Raw genomic sequence first — 20,672 nt, forward strand, 5'->3', positions numbered from 1 at the left:
CGGGTCCCTCGCGCGCCGCCGCGACCTGGATGTTGCGGCTTAGGCGCTACTGGGTCTCGCTCTGATACGAAACAATCAGCTTCTCGAACGCGGCCCACGTATGCTCGACCGCGTCCGGCAGATGCAGGAAGCGGCCGTCATGATGCAGGCCGAGCGTCACGCTATACAGTTCGAAGAGCATCAGCGCGGGATCGGTCTCCTTGCGCAAATGGCCTTCTTCAATTGCCTGCGAAATGGCCCTCAGAAGCGCCGCGCGCCACATCGACACGCTCGCGACCAGCGTCTCGCGCACCTGGCTGTCCGCGCGGTCGTCGTACTCGACGGCGCCGCTGATGTAGATGCAGCCGGTCGTGACTTCGTGAATGCGCTTCTCGAACCATCGCGACAGCATCGCACGCAGACGCGGCAAACCGCGTGGCTCGCGCAAACTCGGAAAGAAGACTTCTTCCTCGAATCGACGGTGGTACTCGCGCACCACCTCGACCTGCAGGTCTTCCCGAGATCCGAAGTGAGCGAAGACGCCACTCTTGCTCATCTGCATGCGCTCGGCGAGCAGGCCGATGGTCAGGCCTTCAAGGCCATCGCGACCTGCCAGGTCGAGTGCTGCATCCAGAATGGCGGCTCGTGTCTGTTCGCCTTTTCGCATAGCTTTCTTTACCGTAACGATGTGGCTGCGATGTAGCTGTCAACTGCTCATTAACTGCTTACATCTATGCCTGAATTAAATCGAACGGCCGTACTATTGTTGAGGACAGCCGTCCGCGAAACAAGGACTTTATTAGAAACCGATTTCTAACCGGTACTCTAATTTTCGGGGTTCGTGCGCCGTGCGCAAGCCGACATTCTCTCGATTGCACACGCGCTGATTCGTATGGCAGCGTTCTGTTTCTAGTCGTAGCCGCCCACGGTGATGAGCTTCATGAGCGCACGATAGAACGCCCAGGCGAGCCAGTTCACGGCGCGCACGTGCCACGGCCGTGCTTCGTAACGCGCGCGGTCGATCTGCGCGGCGTCGCCGAACGCCGAGAGGATCTCGCAGCGCAGCTGTTCGATCTGCGGATGCTCCACGAGCAGCACGTTGGCCTCGTTGTTGAGCACGAGGCTGAGCGCATCGAGGTTCGAGGAACCCACGGTGCCCCAGCTCGAATCGACGACGGCCACCTTGCCGTGAAGCATCGTTTTCTCGTACTCAGCAATCTGCACGCCCGCGCTGAGAAGCTGGTGATAGAGGAACGGCACCCCGTAGTCGAGCACCTTGAATTCCTTTCGTCCGACCAGAAGCTTGACCGCCACGCCGCGCTCCGCGGCGCTCACGAGCGCGCGACGCAGCCGCCGGCCCGGCATGAAGTAGGGATTGGCGAGCAGCACTTCACTGCGCGCCTCGCCGATGGCGTCGAGATACGCCTTTTCGATAGCGCGCCGGTTCACCACGTTGTCGCGCGCGACGAACGCCACGCAAGGCACGTGCGCCGCGCGCGGATCGCGCACGCTCGCGCGCAGGCGCTCGCGCAGACGCGTGAAGAAGCGTTTCGCCCGCGGCGAACTCACAGTGGGTGCAAGCGCGCGCAGCGCGTCGTCGACGATCTGCGTGGGGCGCCCCACCGTGTGGCCGGTGGGATGCGGCGACATGAAGCCCGCGCTCGCGGGCACGCCGGGCGACAGCTGCTGGGGCAGCGGCGGCCGGTAGCCGAGCCGGATGCGCCGCCACTGCTGCTCGATCGCGAGGCGCACGTCCACGACCACGGGACCGTACAGCTCGACGGCGAAATCCCAGCGCGCGTACGGCAGCCTGTGGCCGTCCTGCTCGAAGTCGTCGATCACGTTGATGCCGCCGCAAAAGGCGAACTGATCGTCGATCACGGCGAGCTTGCGGTGCGTACGCGAAAAGCCGAAGCGCCCGAAGATGTGCGGGTTGTAGACGCGGTGCTCCACACCCGCGCCCGGCCAGGTCTCGAACAGCGCAATGCGCGGCGAGCCGATGCCGTCGGTGATGACGCGCACGCGCACGCCGCGCGCCGCCGCGCGCATGAGCGCATCGGAGAGTGCGCGGCCGATGTCGTCGTCGCAGAAGATATAGGTTTCGAGCGCAACGTCGCGCTCGGCGGCGTCGATGCGCTCGATCATCGCGCCGAACAAACCGGCGCTCGAACCGAACAGGCGCACGTCGTTGCCGCTCGTGAAGCGATAGCGCGAACGATAGCGCCGGCCAAGCAGCGCCTCGCGCAGCCTCACCACGCGCTGCGATTCAATGCCGGGATCGGTACTGGTGTCGCTCATGTTCCGCTCACCCGCGTCCTTCGCGCAGCCGCATGGGCAGTTGCAAGATGGCCTCGCGATTCGACCACGAGAAGCACTTCGCCGCCGCCTGCTCGTAGGGCAGCCACAGATAAGCCGTATGCTCGCGCGGCGCGAGCGTGACGACTGTGCCCGTGGGCACTTCCAGGCTGAACCAATGCTCGGTATTGCGCGTGACGCCGTCCGCATAGCGATGGCGCCACACGGGATAGATTTCGTACTCGATCTCGTGATGCCAGTCGAGCAGCGCCGCCTGCGGAACGGCCTGCGCGCCGACAGCAATACCCGTCTCCTCGCCCACCTCGCGCACGGCGGTTTCGGCGAACGGCTCGTCCAGGCGATCTTTCGAGCCGGTGACCGACTGCCAGAAACCCGGCCGGTCGGCGCGTTCGATGATCAGGACCTCCAGTTGCGGCGTATGGATGACGACGAGTACGGATTCCGGAATCTTCGGCGGCTTCTGCATGGCGATGGTGCGTGGGGGAGGAACGCGCGCTGCGCGCTTGCGGCGCGTCTAAAGGTAATTTAACGCAAAAAGCAAAAAAGGCGCACGATGCGCCTTTTTTGTTGTTGCGATGCAAAAGCCCTGACGGGCCTTCGCAGCAGGATTGCGGCTTACTGCGCCGTCTTTTGCTCGGGCTGACGCAGACGGATGTGCAGTTCGCGCAGCTGGCGCTCGTCCACCGGGCTCGGGGCCTGCGTGAGCAGGTCCTGCGCGCGTTGCGTCTTCGGGAACGCGATCACGTCGCGAATCGAATCGGCGCCGGCCATCATCGTCACGATGCGGTCCAGACCGAACGCGATACCGCCGTGCGGCGGCGCGCCGTATTGCAGCGCGTCGAGCAGGAACCCGAACTTCGCGCGCGCTTCTTCCGCATTGATCTTGAGCGCGCGGAACACCTTGCTCTGCACGTCTTCCTGATAGATACGCACCGAGCCGCCGCCGATTTCCCAGCCGTTCAGCACCATGTCGTAAGCCTTGGCGAGGCAGCGGCCCGGATCCGTTTCGAGGTATTCCAGGTGCTCGTCCTTCGGGCTCGTGAACGGGTGGTGCGCGGCCACGTAGCGGTTCTCTTCCTCGTCGTACTCGAACATCGGGAAGTCGATCACCCACAGCGGCTTCCAGCCCTTCTCGACGAGACCGTTGGCCTTGCCGAACTCCGAGTGGCCGATCTTCAGGCGCAGTGCACCGAGGCTGTCGTTCACGACCTTCGCGCGGTCTGCCGCGAAGAAAATGATGTCGCCGTCTTGCGCGCCGGTGCGCTCGAGGATCGCGGCGATCGCGGCGTCGTGCAGGTTCTTGACGATCGGGCTTTGCAGACCGTCACGGCCCTTCGCCGCTTCGTTGACCTTGATCCACGCGAGACCCTTCGCGCCGTAGATACGCACGAATTCCGTGTAGCCGTCGATGTCGCCGCGCGACAGCTCGCCGCCCTTCGGCACGCGCAGCGCCGCGACGCGGCCGTCCTTCGTGTTGGCCGGAGCGCTGAACACCTTGAAGTCGACGTCCTTCATGGCGTCGGTCAGCTCGGTGAATTCGAGCTTCACGCGCAGGTCCGGCTTGTCCGAACCGAAGCGGCTCATGGCTTCCGCATACGGCATGATCGGGAACTTCGCGTCGAGCTCGACGCCGATCGTTTCCTTGAACACGTGACGCGCCATGTCTTCGAACAGATCGCGGATTTCCTGCTCGCCGAGGAACGACGTTTCGCAGTCGATCTGCGTGAATTCGGGCTGACGGTCGGCGCGCAGGTCTTCGTCGCGGAAGCACTTGACGATCTGGTAGTAGCGATCGAAGTTCGCCACCATCAGGAGCTGCTTGAAGAGCTGCGGCGACTGCGGCAGCGCGAAGAACTGGCCTGCGTTCACGCGCGACGGCACGAGGTAGTCGCGCGCGCCTTCCGGCGTGCTCTTCGTGAGCATCGGCGTTTCGATGTCGATGAAGCCGAGCGCGTCGAGATACTTGCGCACGGCCATCGTCACGCGATAGCGCAGACGCAGGTTGTGCTGCATTTGCGGACGGCGCAGGTCGAGGACACGATGCGTGAGGCGCGTGGTTTCCGAGAGGTTGTCGTCGTCGAGCTGGAACGGCGGCGTGACCGACGCGTTGAGCACCACGATTTCGTGGCACAGCACTTCGATCTTGCCGCTCGTGAGGTTCGCGTTAACCGTGCCTTCCGGACGATTGCGAACGAGACCCTTGACCTGCACGCAGAACTCGTTGCGCACACCTTCGGCGATCTTGAACATTTCCGCGCGGTCCGGATCGCACACGACCTGAACGAGGCCCTCGCGGTCGCGCAGGTCGATGAAGATGACGCCGCCATGGTCGCGGCGGCGCTGTACCCATCCGCACAGCGAAACAGTTTGGCCCAGCAGCTGTTCGGTCACCAGACCGCAGTATTCAGATCTCATCGACATGATGTTCGTCTTTCGTTATGCATGAATGAACGGGAGCGGCGCGCGGCTGCGCGTCGTCCGGTATTAAAGCGGAGGATCGATGGGGCGGCGTGGTGAGGTTGCCGGCGCGACCACGCCCATCGAAACAATATACTTGAGCGCGGCGTCGACGGTCATGTCCAGCTCGACCACCTCGCTCTTTGGCACCATCAGGAAAAAGCCCGACGTCGGATTCGGCGTAGTCGGGACATAGACGCTCACGTGATCTTCCTGCAGGTGGTTGACCACGTCGCCGCCGGGAATGCCGGTGAGAAACGCGATCGTCCACGAACCCTTGCGCGGGTATTCGATCAGGAGCGCTTTGCGAAATGCATTGCCGTTGCTCGAAAGCAGTGTATCGGAAACCTGCTGGATGCTGCCGTACAGCGGTCCGATGATCGGAATGCGGCGCACCAGCGCGTTCCACCACTCCACCAGCTTCTGGCCGATGAAGTTGTGCGTGAGCAGACCGACCCCGAAGATGAACGCGAGCGTGAGCACCGCGCCGAGTCCCGGCAGGCGCACGCCGAACATGCGCTCCGGGCGCCACGATTCGGGCAGCAGCAGCAGCGTCTGATCCATCGTGCCGATGACGAGGTTCAGCACCCACAGCGTGATGGCCAGCGGCACCAGCACCAGCAGGCCGGTCAGGAATACCGATTTGAACGTCGCTTTCTTGATCGTCATTTACACCGCCATGCGGGTCGCGCGGCATACGGGCTGCCGGCGCGGCTTCGGCGCGGTGCGTGTCCCCGGAAATACGGGGAGCGCACCGCAGGTTTTTCAGGTCGAGGCTGCCGGGCTGGGCGTGCTCGCTGGGCTGCTTGCGGCGGGCGCGGCTGTGCTCGAGTCGGTGGAAGCGCTCGCGGCGCCCTCGCTGGCCGGCTTGCTGCCTTCCGACGACGCGCTTTCGCCTGGCGCCTTCGCGCCGGCCGCCGCGCCGCTCTTACCCCCGTTTCCGCCGCGGAAATCGGTGACGTACCAGCCAGAACCCTTCAGCTGGAAGCCTGCTGCGGTGACCTGCTTGCGAAACGTGTCCGCGCCACAGCTCGGGCACTGCGTCAGGGGCGCATCGCTCATCTTTTGGAGCACGTCCTTGTCGAAGCCGCACGACTCGCAGCGATAAGCGTAGATCGGCATGATCTCTTTCCTGATGAAAATCTGATAATTGCTTGCAAAGCCTTGAATTATAGCCGCAAACCAGGATCGCCCCTGGCATTTACCGGGGTTGGGTGCCCAGCGAGGAGGGTCGGAGGGTCGCGGCCGCCTCAAGTCAGATGAGGGCAGGTTGCGCGCACATCAAGAGCGCGCGCGGCCATGCAAGGCGGCGCGCGCATGGAGCGAGCGCCTGGGACAGCTCAAACGGGCGACGGCGCGACGTCGTTGCGGCACCACACGAGCCAGCGCTCGCGCCCGACGAAAACGGGCAGCGAGTCGGCCACGGGCTGATCGTCGGCCAACGTGAAATACGGCGTGAGCAAGGCGTCGAGTTCGTCGCGCGCGATCGCGAACGGCGGCCCCTTGGGCGTCTCGCCGATGAAGAAGTAGCCCGCGAGCAACGCGCCGGGCTGCAACAGTTGGGCCATGCGGGTGGCGTAGCTCGCGCGCTGCGCTTTGGGCAGCGCGCACAGGAACGCGCGCTCGAACACCCAGGCCGGCGTGAACGGCGGCGTGTAGGCGTAGAAGTCCGCCTCTTCGACGACGTCGGCGTACTGCCCCAGCGCCGCGCGCGCGCTCGCGACCGCGGCCGGCGCGAAGTCGATGGCGCGCACCGTACGGCCGCGCTCGGCGAGCCAGCGCGCCTCCCAGGCGTTGCCACAGCCCGGAATCAGCACCGCGGCCTCGGGGTGCGCCGTGGCGAAGACTTCGAACTGTCGCTGCACGCCCGCCTGATCCCATGGCGTGAAGCCGCGCGCAAAGCGCTCGTCCCAGAACGAGGGCGACGCCGGGTCGCGGGTTTCGAACTCGGGTACTTCGCCCGGTTGCGGCGGCAGGGTCGGGTCGCTCATCGTCTCACTCCTGGATCTCTTCTCGGGGTCCGTCAGCCACCGTAGGCGAACGCGAGCCACACGCGCGCCGCCACCATGCCGACGCCCACGGCCACGCCGAACACGAGCAGGCCCTGCAGCAGGCGGTTCGTGCGGCGTTGCTCGGCGAGCATCGCGCGGATCGTCTCGTCGTTCGCGAAACCGCCAGGTTCCTGTCGGTGCAGCAGCGCCTGGTGCACGAGGCGCGGCAATTGCGGCAGCGTCTTGCTCCATTGCGGCGCTTCGATCTTGAAGCGCTCGTACCAGCCGCGCAGGCCGATCTGCTCGGCCATCCAGCGCTCGAGATACGGCTTCGCCGTTTTCCAGAGATCGAGCTCCGGATCGAGCGAGCGCCCGAGGCCCTCGACGTTGAGCATGGTCTTTTGCAGCAGAACGAGTTGCGGCTGGATTTCCACGTTGAAGCGCCGCGAGGTCTGGAAGAGGCGCAGCAGCACCTGGCCCAGCGAGATGTCCTTCAGCGCCCGGTCGAAATACGGTTCGCACACGGCGCGAATCGCGCTTTCCAGCTCTTCCACGCGCGTATTCGGCGGCACCCAGCCCGATTCGATGTGTAGCGTCGCCACGCGGTGATAGTCGCGCTTGAAGAACGCGAGAAAGTTCTGCGCGAGGTAATTCTTGTCGAAGTCCGACAGCGCGCCGACGATGCCGAAATCGAGCGCGATATAGCGGCCGAAATGCGCGGGATCGAGACTCACCTGAATGTTGCCGGGGTGCATGTCGGCGTGAAAGAAGCCGTCGCGGAACACCTGCGTGAAGAAGATTTCCACGCCCTCGCGCGCGAGCTTCGGAATGTCCACGCCCGCCGCCCGCAGCTTGTCCACCTGGCTGATCGGCACGCCGACCATGCGCTCCATCACGAGCACGTTGGCCGTGCTGAATTCCCAGTACATTTCCGGCACGAGCAGCAAGTCGAGGCCAGCGAAATTGCGGCGCAACTGGCTGCCGTTGGCGGCCTCGCGCATGAGGTCGAGCTCGTCGTGCAAGTACTTGTCGAATTCGGCCACCACTTCGCGCGGCTTCAGGCGCTTGCCGTCGGCCCACAGGCGCTCGGCCCAAACGGCGATGTCGCGCAGCAGCGCGAGGTCGGAATCGATCACCGGACGCATGTTCGGGCGCAGCACCTTCACCGCCACCGGCTTGCCCGCGTGCTGGCCCGACTTCACCTTGGCGAAATGCACCTGTGCAATCGATGCGCTCGCCACCGGCACGCGCTCGAACTCGTCGAAAATCGTGTCGACCGGTGCGCCCAGCGACTTCTCGATCAGGCCGATCGCCACGTTCGAATCGAACGGCGGCACCTGGTCCTGCAGCTTCGCGAGTTCGTTGGCGATATCGGGCGGCAGCAGGTCGCGGCGCGTGGACAGCACCTGGCCGAATTTCACGAAGATCGGGCCGAGGCTTTCCAGCGCGAGACGCAGACGCAAGCCGGGCGGGTCGTCGAAACGACGCCCGATCGTGGTGATGCGCAGGAGCAGCGCCACACGCCGGTCGTTGATCCGGCTCAACATCATCTCGTCCAGGCCGAAGCGGATGACGGTGAAGACAATCTTGAGGAAACGCAGAAAACGCATGTCTGGGGGGCCTGTTGACTAGCGCGAGCCGCGCGGCGCAGCGCTTTGGCTCCCGCCACCGGCCTGTGATTTTTGTTCGAGCCGCTCGATGCGCTTTTCCACGCGCGCCAGCGCATCGCGTGCGCGCGACAGCTCTTCATTGAAGCCGTCGAGCTCGGCGCGCCGCACGAGCTGCGGATTTTCATCGAGCAGATATTCCGTGACCGAGCCGAGCACGTTGCGCCCGGTACGCAGGGCCTGCTCGCTCGCGGCGCGCGCGAGCGTGGCGATACGTGAAGCCGGCGCGTCGCCGATCAGCTTCGCGAGGTCCTCTTCGGGTTCCCAGCGCAGATGCTCGGCGAGCTTGCCGATGACCTGCGCAAACTCGGCATCGCCCTCGATCTTCACGTGCTTCATCACGGCCGCCTGGCCGCCCTGCATGAACGACGAGAGCGCGCCTGCGGGCAGCGAGAGCGTCACATCGACGTCGCCCGCATCGTGGTCCTCGACCGCACCCAGATAGCCGTCCGGCTGCACGAGCAGCGTGAGCACGACAGGCGGACAGGTGAGACGGGCCGTCTTGCCCGCATAGGGGGCGAGACGCTCGCGTGCCCACGTTTCGCGGGCGAGCAGGTGATTGACGGCAGCAGCGAAGGGCTTGGCGGCAAGAGTCATCGGCATGGAATAAGAAAACCCGCACGGGCACAAGCCCGGGCGGGTTCCTATTGTAACGTTCGAGCCACAGGATCGCGCCGCCGCCCTGCCCTCTCCCATGCGGCGCGACACCTGGAAGGCGTCGTACGCCGATCTGGATCAAGTCACGAGACGCGCGGCCCGAGTACCGGCTCAGTGAGATTCGACCTGCTGGATGCCCGCGAGCAGCCAGCCTTCGCCCGACGTGCGCGACTTCGAGAGATTCCACACCTCGACGAACGGCGCGGCCGGCTCGCCCATGGCTTCGCGAATCAGGCCGGAGAAGCGCACGCTCGCAAGGTATTCGCTGCCGCGGTCTTCCACGCCGAGCAGGTCCGCGTTGAGCTGCACGACGTCGGTCTGGTTGGGCTGCGCGCCGCGGCCCGCGAGATCGACGCGGACTTCGGCGAACATCTCGGGCGTCGTGAATTCGCGGATGTCGTCCATGTTGCCGGCGTCCCACGCGGCCTGCAGGCGCACGAAGTAGACCTTGGCGTTGCGCACGAAGGCTTCCGTGTCGAAGCCGGCCGGGATTGACGCGGCTGCCGCTGCTGGCGCGTCGAGACGCGGCGTGCTCACGGGATTGGCTTCAGGCTCGAGGTACTGCCCCGTGGGCGGCGCGGTGTAGCGCGGCTCCTGCGGCTGATACCCGCCCGACGACGAGTTCAGGCTGTTCGACGAGTACCCGCCCTGGTACGCGGGTTCCGCGGCACGGCGGCGGCTCATGAACTTGCGGATCAGCCAGACGGCGATAAAGGCGATGATCGCAATGACGATCATGTTGGCCATCATGCCGGCAAACGCCTCGCCAAGACCGAAGTGCGAAAGCAGCGCGGCGATGCCGAGACCAGCCGCGAGGCCAGCGATCGGCCCAAGCCAGCGATTGCGCGCCGGTGCGGCCGCAGGAGTAGGAGCCGGCGTGCCGGGAGCGCGCTGGGCACCGGCCTGTTGCGCGGGATTCGTGGGGGTGGGCTGGGCCGGCGGCGGCGTGGTGCTGCGCTGCGTAGCCGTGGACGACTGCTTGCCGAAACTGCGGCCGCCACCCATGCGGCGAGCCTCCGCATCGAACGACGCGAGGCTGCCGGCAATCAACACGCCAGCAAGGGCCAGGACGCCGATTCGTCTGGCCCACGATGTTGAAAGCTTTTTGGAAGCATCGATTCGGGGCTCAGACATAGCGGAAATTCCTTTAAAGACAGTGAGTTGAGAACACTAATACTTTGTGCCGACGTGTAAGGCTACCACGCCAGCTGACAAATTGTAATATTTGACGGCGTCGAGGCCGACTTGTTCCATCATCGTCTTGAGTGTTTCCTGGTCCGGGTGCATGCGGATCGATTCCGCGAGGTACTGGTAGCTGTCCGCGTCCTGGGCGAAGCGCTTGCCGAGCCACGGCAGCACCTTGAACGAGTAGACGTCGTATGCCTTCTTGAGCGGCTCCCAGACCTTCGAGAATTCGAGCACGAGCACGCGGCCGCCCGGCTTGAGCACACGGCGCATCTCGGCGAGCGCGGCGTCCTTATGCGTCATGTTGCGCAGCCCGAAAGCCACCGTCACCACGTCGAAGTAGTTGTCCGGAAAGGGAATTTTCTCGGCGTCGCAAAGGAGCGCCGGCGTGATCACGCCGTTGTCGATCAGGCGGTCGCGGCCCACCCGCAGCATCGACTCGTTGATGTCGGTGTGCCAGACCTCGCCCGTCGGGCCCGCTTTCTTCGCGAACGCCATGGAAAGGTCGCCGGTGCCGCCAGCAATATCGAGCACCTTCGCGCCGGGCCGGATGTTCGCCTGCGCGATCGTGAACGCCTTCCACGCGCGGTGCAGCCCGCCCGACATCAGATCGTTCATCAGGTCGTAGTTCGAGGCGACCGAGTGAAACACGCCGGCCACCTTCTTCGCCTTGTCCTGTTCGTCGACTGTCTGATAGCCGAAGTGGGTTTTGCTCATCGCGCTCGTCCTTTCGCGGAAGGGTGTTTGATTGGAGTGCTGCGCCGCTGTCAGAGAAGCGGCGGGGCTGGATCGTAACAGGAAGCGTCAGTGGCAGTGGCCATGCGCGGCAGGGGGCGCCGCCATAGGTGCGTCGCGCTCGACGCCCGCTGCCTTCAGTCTGGCGAAATATTCCGCCCAGAGCTCGTCCTGGCGTGTGGCGAGCTCGTAGAGCTGGTCCCACGAATAGATGCCGGTGTTGTGGCCGTCGGAGAACGTGGGCTGCAGCGCGTAGTTGCCGACACCTTCAAGCGCCGTAATCGTCACCTCACGCTTGCCCGTCTGCAGCGTTTCCTGGCCGGGCCCGTGCCCGCGCACCTCCGCCGAGGGCGAATACACGCGCATCAGCTCGAAGGGCACGCGGTAGCTCTCCCCGTTCGCATACTGGAGTTCCAGCACGCGCGAGACGGCGTGCACCACGACGCCGCTTGGCACCGGCGTATCGGATTTCAGTCCACTCATGATCGTTCCCGCTGTTGGATGCGTATTGGACGCAATTGGACGCGCATTGGACGCTCACCGCCGCGCCCGCTCAGGCCTTAAGCCTGCTCCATTTCCTGGCGCACCGCGTCGCGCAGCAGCGTGGCCTGCGCGCGGCGCTGGCCCAGCATCGCTTCGGACACCGTGCGCTGGCGCGGCGCCCAGACGGGCAGCGGGAAATGTGCGTCGTTGGTGAAGCGCGGAATGACGTGCCAGTGCACGTGCGGCACCTGGTTGCCGAGGCTCGCCAGATTCACCTTCGAAGGCTGCATGACGCGGCGCAGCGCACGCTCGACGGCGTACACCGCGCGCATCAGATGTGCCCGGTCATCCGCGCCCAGGTCCGAGAATTCCGCGACGTGCGCATTCCAGATGACCCGGCAAAAGCCGGGATAGTCGGCCTCGGCAGTCGCGAGCACGACGCGCATGCGCTCGTCCTGCCACAGCACATCGCCGCCTTCCTCACTGCAGAATACGCATGTCATCGTCGTCCCCGAACCCGTTCACGGAAAATTGAGCGCAGCCATTAGACCAGCACGCGCTCGATTCCGCCATTGTTCGCGTTCTGAACGTAGTCCGCCATCCAGTTTTCGCCAAGTATGTGGCGAGCGATTTCCACCACGATGTAATCGGCTTCGATGTTGGCGTCTTCGTTGTACCGCGACAGACCCTGGAGGCACGACGGGCAAGACGTGAGAATCTTGACGTCCTGCGTCGTACCCTGCCCGCCCGCTTCCTGCTGCGTCGCCGGCTGCACCCCGTTCGCGCCGTTGCCGACGATCGGAATGCCGCGCAGCTTCGCCGCGCCCTTGCGGATTTCCTCTTCCTTGCGGAAGCGCACCTGCGTCGAAATGTCCGGGCGCGTCACGGCCAGCGTACCCGACTCGCCGCAGCAGCGATCGTTCTTCTCGATCTTGTAGCCGTCCTTCTCCGAACCCATCAGCTCATTGACGAGCTTGACCGGATCCATCGTCTTGATCGGCGTGTGACACGGGTCGTGGTACATGTAGCGCGTGCCCGTCACGCCGTCGAGCTTGATGCCCTTCTCGAGCAGGAACTCGTGGATGTCGATGATGCGGCATCCCGGGAAAATCTTGTCGAATTCATAACCCGCGAGCTGGTCGTAACACGTCCCGCACGACACCACGACGGTCTTGATGTCGAGGTAGTTGAGCGTGTTCGCGACGCGGTGGAACAGCACGCGGTTATCGGTGACGATCTTCTCGGCCTTGTCGTACTGGCCCGAGCCGCGCTGCGGATAGCCGCAGCACAGGTAGCCCGGCGGCAGCACCGTCTGCACGCCCGCTTCCCAGAGCATGGCCTGAGTGGCGAGGCCCACTTGCGAGAACAGACGCTCCGAGCCGCAGCCCGGGAAGTAGAACACCGCTTCCGAATCGACGTTCGTCGTCTTCGGGTTGCGGATGATCGGCACGATCTTGTTGTCTTCGATGTCGAGCAACGCGCGCGCCGTCTTCTTCGGCAGGTTGCCCGGCATCTTCTTGTTGACGAAGTGGATCACCTGCTCGACCACGGCCGGCTTGCCCGTCGATGCGGGCGGCAGCGCCGTCTGCTTCTTCACGACCTTCTTGAGCAGGTCGTTGCCGAGACGCTGCGCCTTGTAGCCCACGCCCATCATCGCGGTGCGCGCGAGATTGATGGTCTGCGGGTTCGTGGCGTTCAGGAAGAACATGCCCGCCGCGTTGCCCGCGTTGAACTTCTTCTTGCCCATCTTGCGCAGCAGATTGCGCATGTTCATCGTCACGTCGCCGAAGTCGATCTTGACCGGGCACGGCGTCACGCACTTGTGGCAGACCGTGCAGTGGTCGGCCACGTCGTTGAACTCGTCCCAGTGCTTGATCGACACGCCGCGGCGCGTCTGCTCTTCGTACAGGAACGCCTCGACCAGCAGCGACGTGGCGAGGATCTTGTTGCGCGGGCTGTACAGCAGGTTCGCGCGCGGCACGTGCGTCGCGCACACCGGCTTGCACTTGCCGCAACGCAGGCAGTCCTTCACCGAATCGGCGATCGCGCCGATGTCGGACTGCTTCATGATGAGCGACTCGTAGCCCATCAGGCCGAACGACGGCGTGTAGGCGTTGCGCAGGTCGGCGCCTTCGAGCAGCTTGCCCGCGTTGAAGCGGCCTTGCGGATCGACGCGTTGCTTGTAGGCGCGGAACTCGGCGATCTCCTCATCCGTGAGGAATTCGAGCTTCGTGATGCCGATGCCGTGCTCACCCGAGATCACGCCGTCGAGCGAACGCGCGAGCTTCATGATGCGCGCGACCGCATGGTGCGCGTCCTGCAGCATCTCGTAGTTGTCGGAGTTGACCGGCAGGTTCGTGTGCACGTTGCCGTCGCCGGCGTGCATGTGCAGCGCCACGAACACGCGGCCGCGCAGCACCTTCTTGTGGATCGCCTGGGTCTCGTCGAGGATCGGCTTGAATTCGCCGCCATTGAAGATCTTGCGCAGTTCCGCGCGGATCTCCTGCTTCCACGAGATCCGCACCGTGCGGTCCTGAGTCACGTGGAAGACGTTGGCGTCCGGCTGCGCGTCCACGCGGTCGGCGAACTTTTCCGCCAGCGCCTCGTAACCCAGTTGCACGAGATAGTGCTGCGCCTCGCGCAGCGACAGATCGAGCTTCTCGCCCACGAAGGTCCAGCGCTCGCGCACGCGCTTGAGCAGGTCGAGCGCCTGCTGGACGCGGTCTTCGAGCAACTCCGCGGAGGGAATCTCGTTCGCGTCGTCCGTCTTGCCGAGCGGCAGCTTGCCCGCTTTGAAGAACGCTTCGAGCGCGTCGACCAGTTGCAGCTTGTTCTTGATCGACAGCTCGATGTTGATGCGCTCGATGCCGTCCGTGTACTCGCCCATGCGGTTGAGCGGGATCACGACGTCTTCGTTGATCTTGAACGCGTTGGTGTGCTTGGCAATGGCGGCCGTGCGGCTGCGGTCGAGCCAGAAGCGCTTGCGCGCCTCGGCGGACACCGCGACGAAGCCTTCGCCGCTCTTGCCGTTGGCCATGCGGATGACTTCCGAGGTCGCGGCGGCCACGGCATCGGCGTCGTCGCCGACGATGTCGCCGATCAGCACCATCTTCGGAAACGCGTTGCGCTTGCTCTTGGTCGCGTAGCCCACGGCGCGCAGATAGCGCTCGTCGAGGTGCTCGAGGCCCGCGAGAATCGCGCCGCCCTGCTTCGACGTTTCGAACAGGTAGTCCTTGATCTCGACGATGCTCGGAATCGCCTCACGCGCCTGGCCGAAGAACTCGAGACACACCGTGCGCGTATGCGCGGGCATCTTGTGCAGCACCCAGCGCGCGGACGTGATGAGCCCGTCGCAGCCTTCCTTCTGCACGCCCGGCAGGCCCGCGAGGAATTTGTCGGTGACGTCCTTGCCGAGGCCTTCCTTGCGGAAGCGCTTGCCTTCGATATCGAGCGATTCGGAGCGCAGCAGCTTTTCGCCCGGCGCGTATTCGCCGTCGAACCACTTCAGCTCGAAGCGCGCCACGGGAATGTCGTGGATCTTGCCCATGTTGTGGTCAAGACGCGTGACCTCGAGCCAGTTGCCCTGCGGGTCGACCATGCGCCACCAGGCGAGATTGTCGAGCGCCGTGCCCCACAGCACGGCCTTCTTGCCGCCCGCGTTCATCGCGACGTTGCCGCCGATGCAGGACGCATCGAGCGAAGTCGGATCGACTGCGAAGACGAAGCCTGCAGCGTCGGCGGCCTCGGTCACGCGGCGCGTGACCACGCCCGCGCCCGAGAAAATGGTCGCGACCTTGCGGTCCACGCCCGGCAGGTCGGTCATCTCGACGGGGCCGAGCTGCTCGAGCTTTTCGGTATTGATGACGGCGGAGAACGGGGTGAGCGGCACCGCGCCGCCCGTGTAGCCCGTACCGCCTCCGCGCGGAATCACGGTGAGGCCGAGTTCGAAACAGGCCTTGATGAGGCCGGCGATTTCGGCTTCGGTATCGGGCGTGAGGACGACGAACGGATATTCCACGCGCCAGTCGGTCGCGTCGGTCACGTGCGAGACGCGCGCGAGGCCGTCGAAGCGGATGTTGTCCTTCGCCGTGCGCTTGCCGAGCACCTTCGTCGCGCGGCGGCGCAGGTCGGCCATCTTCTCGAACTCGCCCGCGAAGGCATCGATGGCGCGGCGCGTGGCGCTGACCAGTTTTTCGACGCGCGCGGCGCGGTCCACGCCTTCCTTGTCGGTGTGCTCCTGCAGGTCGGCGCGGCGGCGCTTCTCGATTTCGGCGAGGCGGTGGTTCAACGCCTCGATCAGGAGCGCCCGGCGCTTCGGATTGTCGAGCAGATCGTCCTGCAGATACGGGTTGCGGCGCACGACCCAGATGTCGCCCAGCACTTCGTAGAGCATGCGCGCCGAACGACCGGTGCGGCGCTCCGCGCGCAGCTCGGCGAGCGCGTTCCATGCGTCTTCGCCGAGCAGGCGGATGACGATTTCGCGGTCCGAAAACGACGTGTAGTTATAGGGAATCTCGCGCAGGCGCGGTTCGATGTCGGCGGCCACGGCGGCGGCGGCGCCGTGAGGATCGAAAACTTGAGGTGCGTTCATGGTTGGACGACTCTTTGGGCCAGTCCCGCGCACGGCTTGCGGCCGCTGCGACGGATACTGACGGGGCGCGTGGGGCGCTATTCTGAAATCGTGTCCGCCTGTGGCAGGCTGCGGACGAAAGGGGTGGGGAGGCACATGGCGGCAACGCTCACGCCGATGGTTCCCCGGCGCTCGGATTTAGCGACACGATCGTGCGTGGCGGGCGTGCCGCTGCGCCGCCGGGCGGGTTACGCGCCGTGCGGGCATCAAATGGGCTGTCCGAGGTTGCCAGTGCATCATCCGATCCTTGTTTCGAAAAAGGATTTTACCGCATGATCCGCACCCGCGCTGACGCTGCGTGGGAACTTGGTGAACACACAAGATTCACTTGCGTTGACGGATGGTTCGCGGCGGATTGCGCGTGCTTTGACGATGATTTGCCTTCCGGCCGGTCGGTGAATGGCGCCGCCGCATCCGGCGCAAGCCGCCTGCCCGCGCCGCCAGCGCGGGAGCCGTTGGCGCTATCATTTACGCTTCCCGCCCTACAACCGCGCCCGGCGCGCCCTCGCATGGCCTCCCACGACGATTACCTGAAGAAAATCCTCACCGCCCGCGTCTACGATGTCGCCCGCGAGACCGAACTCGAGCGCGCCCCGAACCTCTCGGCGCGCCTGCGCAACGCCGTGTTCCTCAAGCGCGAGGATAACCAGCCGGTGTTCTCCTTCAAGCTGCGCGGCGCGTACAACAAGATGGCGCACCTCTCGCCCGCGCAACTCGAGCGCGGCGTGATCACCGCCTCGGCGGGCAATCACGCGCAGGGCGTGGCGCTGTCGGCGGCAAAGCTCGGCGTGAAGGCCGTGATCTGCGTGCCGGTGACCACGCCGCAGGTGAAGGTCGATGCGGTGCGCGCCCACGGCGGCGCGACCGTCGAGGTCGTGCAGGCCGGCGAGTCTTATAGCGACGCCTACGCCCACGCCGTGCGCCTGCAGGAAGAGCGCGGCCTGACCTTCGTGCATCCGTTCGACGATCCCTACGTGATCGCCGGCCAGGGCACCGTGGCGATGGAAGTGCTCAGCCAGCATCAGGCCCCGATTCACGCGATCTTCGTGCCGATTGGCGGCGGCGGACTGGCTGCGGGCGTGGCGGCGTACGTGAAAGCCGTGCGCCCGGAGATTAAGGTGATCGGCGTGCAGACCGACGATTCCTGCGCGATGGCGCAGTCGATCAAGGCGGGCAAACGCGTGGAACTCACCGAAGTCGGCCTGTTCTCGGACGGCACGGCCGTCAAGCTGGTGGGCGAGGAAACCTTCCGCCTGTGCCACCAGTATCTCGACGAAGTGCTCACCGTCGACACGGACGCGCTTTGCGCCGCGATCAAGGACGTCTTCCAGGACACGCGCAGCGTGCTCGAACCCGCAGGTGCACTGGCCGTGGCGGGTGCGAAGCAGTACGCGGAGCGCGAGGGCATCGAGGGGCAAACGCTGGTGGCGATCACCTCGGGCGCGAACATGAACTTCGACCGCATGCGCTTCGTGGCCGAGCGTGCCGAGGTGGGCGAGGCGCGCGAAGCGGTGTTCGCGGTGACGATCCCCGAGGAGCGCGGCAGCTTCAAGCGCTTCTGCGAGCTGGTCGGTACACGCAGCGTGACCGAGTTCAACTACCGCATCGACGACGCCGAGCGCGCCCACATCTTCGTGGGCGTGCAGATCCGCAACCGCGGCGAGTCGCAGCAGATCGCGAAGACCTTCGTCGATCACGGCTTTCCGACCGTCGATCTGACCGGCGACGAGCTGTCGAAGCAGCACATCCGCTACATGGTGGGCGGGCGCTCGCCGCTCGCGCACGACGAACGCCTGTTCCGCTTCGAGTTTCCGGAGCGGCCGGGCGCGCTCATGCGTTTCCTTTCGTCGATGGCGCCGAACTGGAACATCAGCCTCTTCCACTACCGTAACCAGGGCGCCGACTACAGCTCGATTCTGGTGGGCATCCAGGTGCCCGCCGCCGAAGACGCCGAGTTCCGCCGCTTCCTCGCCACGCTTGGTTATCCGCACTGGGAAGAGACGAGCAATCCGGCGTATCGGTTGTTCCTCGCATAACGAGCGGCCATCGTGTCTGTTTCGCTTTCCGACAAGCTCGTCGTCGCCATTTCGTCGCGTGCGCTCTTCGATTTCGAGGAGGAAAACCACGTGTTCGAAGCCGGCGACCTGCAAGCCTACGAGGCGCTCCAGCGCGAGCGCCTGAACGTGCCCGCGCGGCCAGGCGTGGCGTTCGCGCTGATCCGCAAGCTGCTCGCGCTCAATGACGGCGCGCATCACGTTGAAGTGGTGATCCTCTCGCGCAGCGATCCCATCAGCGGTCTGCGCGCGTTCAGTTCGTGCCGCGAGCACGGGCTCGACATTCAACGCGGCGTGTTCACGCGCGGACGCGAGCCGTGGCATTACCTCAAGCCGCTCAACGCGTCGCTGTTTCTCTCCGCGAATCCGGCTGATGTGAAGAGCGCGCTCGACGCCGGATTCCCCGCTGCACGCGTCTTTCCGGAATCGGCGACAATGGCGGAACGCAACGCGCACGAAATTCGCATTGCGTTCGACGGCGATGCGGTGCTGTTTTCCGACGAAGCCGAGCAGATTTTCCAGAGCAAGGGGCTGTCCGCCTTCGTGAGCCACGAGCGCGACAACCGCGAACTGCCGCTCGCGCAAGGCCCGCTTCAGCCGCTGCTTGCAGCGCTCAACCGCCTGCAGAAGCTCGCCGACGCGAACGCGCAAATGCGCATCCGCACCGCCCTCGTCACCGCGCGCTCGGCGCCCGCGCACGAGCGCGCAATCCGTACGTTGATGGCCTGGAACATCGAAATCGACGAAGCGATGTTCCTTGGCGGACTCGACAAAGGCCCGTTCCTGCGCGAGTTCGAACCCGATTTTTTCTTCGACGACCAGATCCGCACCTGCGAATCCGCGCGCTCGGTCACGGCCACCGGGCACGTGGCAAGCGGCGTGACCAATCTCGCAACCGAAGCCAACGCATCATGACTCCCGACCAATCTCCGCTCGGCAAGGCCTCCACCTATACCGAGCAATACGACGCTTCGCTCCTGTTTCCGATCCCGCGCGCGGGTGCGCGCGAGCAGATCGGCATAGGCGCGCAATTGCCCTTCTTCGGCAGCGATATCTGGAACGCCTACGAGCTTTCGTGGCTCAACGCGCGCGGCAAGCCGCAGATCGCGATCGCCACGTTCTTCATTCCCGCCGACTCGCCGAACATCATCGAATCGAAGTCGTTCAAGCTCTATCTGGGCTCGTTCGCGCAAACGCCGTTCGAATCCGCCGAGGTGGTGCGCGACACGATCAAGCGCGATGTGACGGCGGCTTGCGGCGCGTCGGTATCGGTGCGGTTCGAGCAGCCGGGTGCGTTCGGCAAGATCCCGTTCGAGGAATTCGATGGGCTCTCGCTCGACCGCCTCGATCTCGACACGGAGATCTATCACCCGGAGCCGACGCTGCTTAAGGCGGCCTTCGACGAAGCCCCGGTAGAGGAAACGCTGATCTCGAACCTGCTCAAGTCGAATTGCCCGGTGACGGGCCAACCCGACTGGGGCAGCGTGCAGATCCACTACGTCGGGCCGCAGATCGATCAGGCGGGCCTGTTGCGCTACATCATCTCTTATCGCAATCACACGGGCTTTCACGAGCAGTGCGCCGAGCGCATCTTCATGGACATCCTGCGCGAGTGCAAACCGGACCGGCTCGCCGTCTATGCGCGCTACACGCGGCGCGGCGGCCTCGACATCAATCCGTTTCGCACCAACTTCAACATGCCGATGCCGGATAACGCGCGGCTCGCGCGCCAGTAAGCGGAAGAAACGCAGTCAATCAAAAGAAAACGCGCCGCAAAGACGGCGCGCTTTTCATTGGCGTGACGATTCGACGCCGCATCAATGCGGCAGCTCAGCCGCCCCCATGCGCCGCGCAATCACAGCGGTGCGCTGCGCGAGATACGCCGAGTTGCGATGCTCGTCGAAGTACTTGGGACGCGGCAGCATCACCGCGAGCCGCGCCGACTGCCACGGCGTGAGCTTCGCGGCGCTCGTGCGGTAGTAGTAACGCGCGGCGGCTTGCGCGCCGTACACGCCGTTGCCCCACTCCACCGAATTCAGATAGATCTCGAAGATGCGCTCCTTGTCGAGCAGCGTCTGCAGCATCCACGTGATGATGAACTCCTGGCCCTTGCGGATGTAGCTCTGCTCGCGCGAGAGGAACAGGTTGCGCGCAAGCTGCTGCGTGATGGTCGAGCCGCCGCGCACGATATGGCCGCGCTGCTTGTTCTTTTCCCACGCCTGGAGAATGGCGTCGGTTTCGTAGCCGTTGTTGTTGACGAAGTTCGCGTCCTCGGATGCGATGATCGCGCGCTTCAGGTTGCGCGAAATCTGGTCGTACGGGACCCATTCGTGCTGGATAGAGAGACCGGGGCGGTCGGTCGAAAGCCGTGCGGCATCGCTGCGCATGAACGCAGTGGTTTGCGGATTGACGAAGTTCCAGAGCGCGATTTGCGCGAAGTAAAAGAGCTGCAGGGCGATCCACGCAATCGCGAACACCGAGACCACCCAGGTCAGCCACCGCAGCATGCCAGGACGTT

At 64.8% G+C, this 20,672-nt stretch carries 18 protein-coding genes; 3 read left to right on the forward strand and 15 right to left on the reverse strand.

From position 1 onward, the window contains the following. Positions 1 to 46: 46 nt before the first annotated feature. The 14 genes from E1N52_RS11625 to E1N52_RS11690 all read right to left on the reverse strand — a co-directional run bounded on the left by E1N52_RS11625 (position 47) and on the right by E1N52_RS11690 (position 16,061). Positions 47 to 646 carry a TetR/AcrR family transcriptional regulator gene (locus E1N52_RS11625; protein WP_028206015.1) on the reverse strand — a complete coding sequence of 200 codons (600 nt, stop codon included), beginning with the start codon at positions 644 to 646 and terminating at the stop codon, positions 47 to 49. A gap of 242 nt (positions 647 to 888) precedes the next feature. Beyond that, the gene (locus tag E1N52_RS11630; protein ID WP_133182913.1) at positions 889 to 2,277 is read right to left on the reverse strand and encodes a phospholipase D-like domain-containing protein; all 1,389 of its coding nucleotides are present in this window, start codon (positions 2,275 to 2,277) and stop codon (positions 889 to 891) included. Positions 2,278 to 2,284: 7 nt separating this feature from the next. Next, positions 2,285 to 2,761, reverse strand: a complete 477-nt coding sequence (gene nudB / locus E1N52_RS11635; RefSeq protein WP_133182915.1) for a dihydroneopterin triphosphate diphosphatase — start codon at positions 2,759 to 2,761, stop codon at positions 2,285 to 2,287. Positions 2,762 to 2,910: 149 nt separating this feature from the next. Then, entirely contained in the window at positions 2,911 to 4,716 is a 1,806-nt protein-coding gene (aspS, locus tag E1N52_RS11640; protein WP_133182916.1) for an aspartate--tRNA ligase, read from the reverse strand. A gap of 63 nt (positions 4,717 to 4,779) precedes the next feature. After that, positions 4,780 to 5,421, reverse strand: coding sequence for a DUF502 domain-containing protein (locus E1N52_RS11645; RefSeq protein WP_042266455.1), 642 nt, complete (start codon positions 5,419 to 5,421; stop codon positions 4,780 to 4,782). A gap of 96 nt (positions 5,422 to 5,517) precedes the next feature. Further along, positions 5,518 to 5,874 (reverse strand): FmdB family zinc ribbon protein, encoded by a 357-nt coding sequence (locus E1N52_RS11650; protein WP_133182918.1) that lies wholly within the window; start codon positions 5,872 to 5,874, stop codon positions 5,518 to 5,520. 218 nt (positions 5,875 to 6,092) lie between these two features. Then, entirely contained in the window at positions 6,093 to 6,743 is a 651-nt protein-coding gene (locus E1N52_RS11655) for a methyltransferase domain-containing protein (protein ID WP_133182920.1), read from the reverse strand. Positions 6,744 to 6,775: 32 nt separating this feature from the next. Then, entirely contained in the window at positions 6,776 to 8,353 is a 1,578-nt protein-coding gene (gene ubiB / locus E1N52_RS11660; RefSeq protein ID WP_133182922.1) for a ubiquinone biosynthesis regulatory protein kinase UbiB, read from the reverse strand. An 18-nt stretch (positions 8,354 to 8,371) separates the two neighbouring features. Beyond that, positions 8,372 to 9,007: a ubiquinone biosynthesis accessory factor UbiJ gene (locus E1N52_RS11665; protein WP_133183018.1), complete on the reverse strand. Its 636-nt coding sequence runs from the start codon at positions 9,005 to 9,007 to the stop codon at positions 8,372 to 8,374. 171 nt (positions 9,008 to 9,178) lie between these two features. Further along, complete coding sequence (locus E1N52_RS11670) at positions 9,179 to 10,201, reverse strand: Tim44 domain-containing protein (protein WP_133182924.1); 1,023 nt, start codon at positions 10,199 to 10,201, stop codon at positions 9,179 to 9,181. Positions 10,202 to 10,237: 36 nt separating this feature from the next. Next, positions 10,238 to 10,969, reverse strand: a complete 732-nt coding sequence (gene ubiE, locus E1N52_RS11675) for a bifunctional demethylmenaquinone methyltransferase/2-methoxy-6-polyprenyl-1,4-benzoquinol methylase UbiE (RefSeq protein WP_133182926.1) — start codon at positions 10,967 to 10,969, stop codon at positions 10,238 to 10,240. An 87-nt stretch (positions 10,970 to 11,056) separates the two neighbouring features. Further along, on the reverse strand, positions 11,057 to 11,470 hold the full coding sequence (locus E1N52_RS11680) for a gamma-butyrobetaine hydroxylase family protein (RefSeq protein ID WP_133182928.1): 414 nt from the start codon (positions 11,468 to 11,470) through the stop codon (positions 11,057 to 11,059). Between the two features lie 77 nt (positions 11,471 to 11,547). Continuing rightward, a complete protein-coding gene (locus E1N52_RS11685; protein ID WP_133182930.1) occupies positions 11,548 to 11,973 on the reverse strand; it encodes an HIT family protein in 426 nt (141 codons plus the stop codon). 41 nt (positions 11,974 to 12,014) lie between these two features. Beyond that, the gene (locus tag E1N52_RS11690; RefSeq protein WP_133182932.1) at positions 12,015 to 16,061 is read right to left on the reverse strand and encodes a DUF3683 domain-containing protein; all 4,047 of its coding nucleotides are present in this window, start codon (positions 16,059 to 16,061) and stop codon (positions 12,015 to 12,017) included. A gap of 548 nt (positions 16,062 to 16,609) precedes the next feature. Here E1N52_RS11690 and ilvA point away from each other — a divergent pair. From ilvA to queF, 3 genes are read left to right on the forward strand one after another with little or no spacing between them, the layout of a single operon-like run. Further along, entirely contained in the window at positions 16,610 to 18,136 is a 1,527-nt protein-coding gene (gene ilvA / locus E1N52_RS11695; RefSeq protein ID WP_133182934.1) for a threonine ammonia-lyase, biosynthetic, read from the forward strand. Between the two features lie 12 nt (positions 18,137 to 18,148). Then, positions 18,149 to 19,069: a 5'-nucleotidase gene (locus E1N52_RS11700; protein WP_133182936.1), complete on the forward strand. Its 921-nt coding sequence runs from the start codon at positions 18,149 to 18,151 to the stop codon at positions 19,067 to 19,069. Then, on the forward strand, positions 19,066 to 19,890 hold the full coding sequence (gene queF / locus E1N52_RS11705) for an NADPH-dependent 7-cyano-7-deazaguanine reductase QueF (protein WP_133182938.1): 825 nt from the start codon (positions 19,066 to 19,068) through the stop codon (positions 19,888 to 19,890). Before E1N52_RS11700 ends, queF begins: the two co-directional genes overlap by 4 nt. 81 nt (positions 19,891 to 19,971) lie before the next feature. Here queF and mtgA read toward each other — a convergent pair whose 3' ends face one another. Continuing rightward, positions 19,972 to 20,661 carry a monofunctional biosynthetic peptidoglycan transglycosylase gene (gene mtgA, locus E1N52_RS11710; protein WP_246089033.1) on the reverse strand — a complete coding sequence of 230 codons (690 nt, stop codon included), beginning with the start codon at positions 20,659 to 20,661 and terminating at the stop codon, positions 19,972 to 19,974. Positions 20,662 to 20,672: the final 11 nt, after the last annotated feature.

It is taken from the genome of Paraburkholderia guartelaensis (assembly GCF_004353905.1).
Taxonomy (GTDB): Bacteria; Pseudomonadota; Gammaproteobacteria; order Burkholderiales; family Burkholderiaceae; genus Paraburkholderia; species Paraburkholderia guartelaensis.

Excerpts from the sequence above, each read along its gene's own strand:
- E1N52_RS11625 (WP_028206015.1), bottom strand. The coding sequence starts at position 646 with ATGCGAAAAGGCGAACAGACACGAGCCGCCATTCTGGATGCAGCACTC.
- E1N52_RS11630 (WP_133182913.1), bottom strand. The coding sequence starts at position 2,277 with ATGAGCGACACCAGTACCGATCCCGGCATTGAATCGCAGCGCGTGGTG.
- nudB (WP_133182915.1), bottom strand. The coding sequence starts at position 2,761 with ATGCAGAAGCCGCCGAAGATTCCGGAATCCGTACTCGTCGTCATCCAT.
- aspS (WP_133182916.1), bottom strand. The coding sequence starts at position 4,716 with ATGTCGATGAGATCTGAATACTGCGGTCTGGTGACCGAACAGCTGCTG.
- E1N52_RS11645 (WP_042266455.1), bottom strand. The coding sequence starts at position 5,421 with ATGACGATCAAGAAAGCGACGTTCAAATCGGTATTCCTGACCGGCCTG.
- E1N52_RS11650 (WP_133182918.1), bottom strand. The coding sequence starts at position 5,874 with ATGCCGATCTACGCTTATCGCTGCGAGTCGTGCGGCTTCGACAAGGAC.
- E1N52_RS11655 (WP_133182920.1), bottom strand. The coding sequence starts at position 6,743 with ATGAGCGACCCGACCCTGCCGCCGCAACCGGGCGAAGTACCCGAGTTC.
- ubiB (WP_133182922.1), bottom strand. The coding sequence starts at position 8,353 with ATGCGTTTTCTGCGTTTCCTCAAGATTGTCTTCACCGTCATCCGCTTC.
- E1N52_RS11665 (WP_133183018.1), bottom strand. The coding sequence starts at position 9,007 with ATGACTCTTGCCGCCAAGCCCTTCGCTGCTGCCGTCAATCACCTGCTC.
- E1N52_RS11670 (WP_133182924.1), bottom strand. The coding sequence starts at position 10,201 with ATGTCTGAGCCCCGAATCGATGCTTCCAAAAAGCTTTCAACATCGTGG.
- ubiE (WP_133182926.1), bottom strand. The coding sequence starts at position 10,969 with ATGAGCAAAACCCACTTCGGCTATCAGACAGTCGACGAACAGGACAAG.
- E1N52_RS11680 (WP_133182928.1), bottom strand. The coding sequence starts at position 11,470 with ATGAGTGGACTGAAATCCGATACGCCGGTGCCAAGCGGCGTCGTGGTG.
- E1N52_RS11685 (WP_133182930.1), bottom strand. The coding sequence starts at position 11,973 with ATGACATGCGTATTCTGCAGTGAGGAAGGCGGCGATGTGCTGTGGCAG.
- E1N52_RS11690 (WP_133182932.1), bottom strand. The coding sequence starts at position 16,061 with ATGAACGCACCTCAAGTTTTCGATCCTCACGGCGCCGCCGCCGCCGTG.
- ilvA (WP_133182934.1), top strand. The coding sequence starts at position 16,610 with ATGGCCTCCCACGACGATTACCTGAAGAAAATCCTCACCGCCCGCGTC.
- queF (WP_133182938.1), top strand. The coding sequence starts at position 19,066 with ATGACTCCCGACCAATCTCCGCTCGGCAAGGCCTCCACCTATACCGAG.
- mtgA (WP_246089033.1), bottom strand. The coding sequence starts at position 20,661 with ATGCTGCGGTGGCTGACCTGGGTGGTCTCGGTGTTCGCGATTGCGTGG.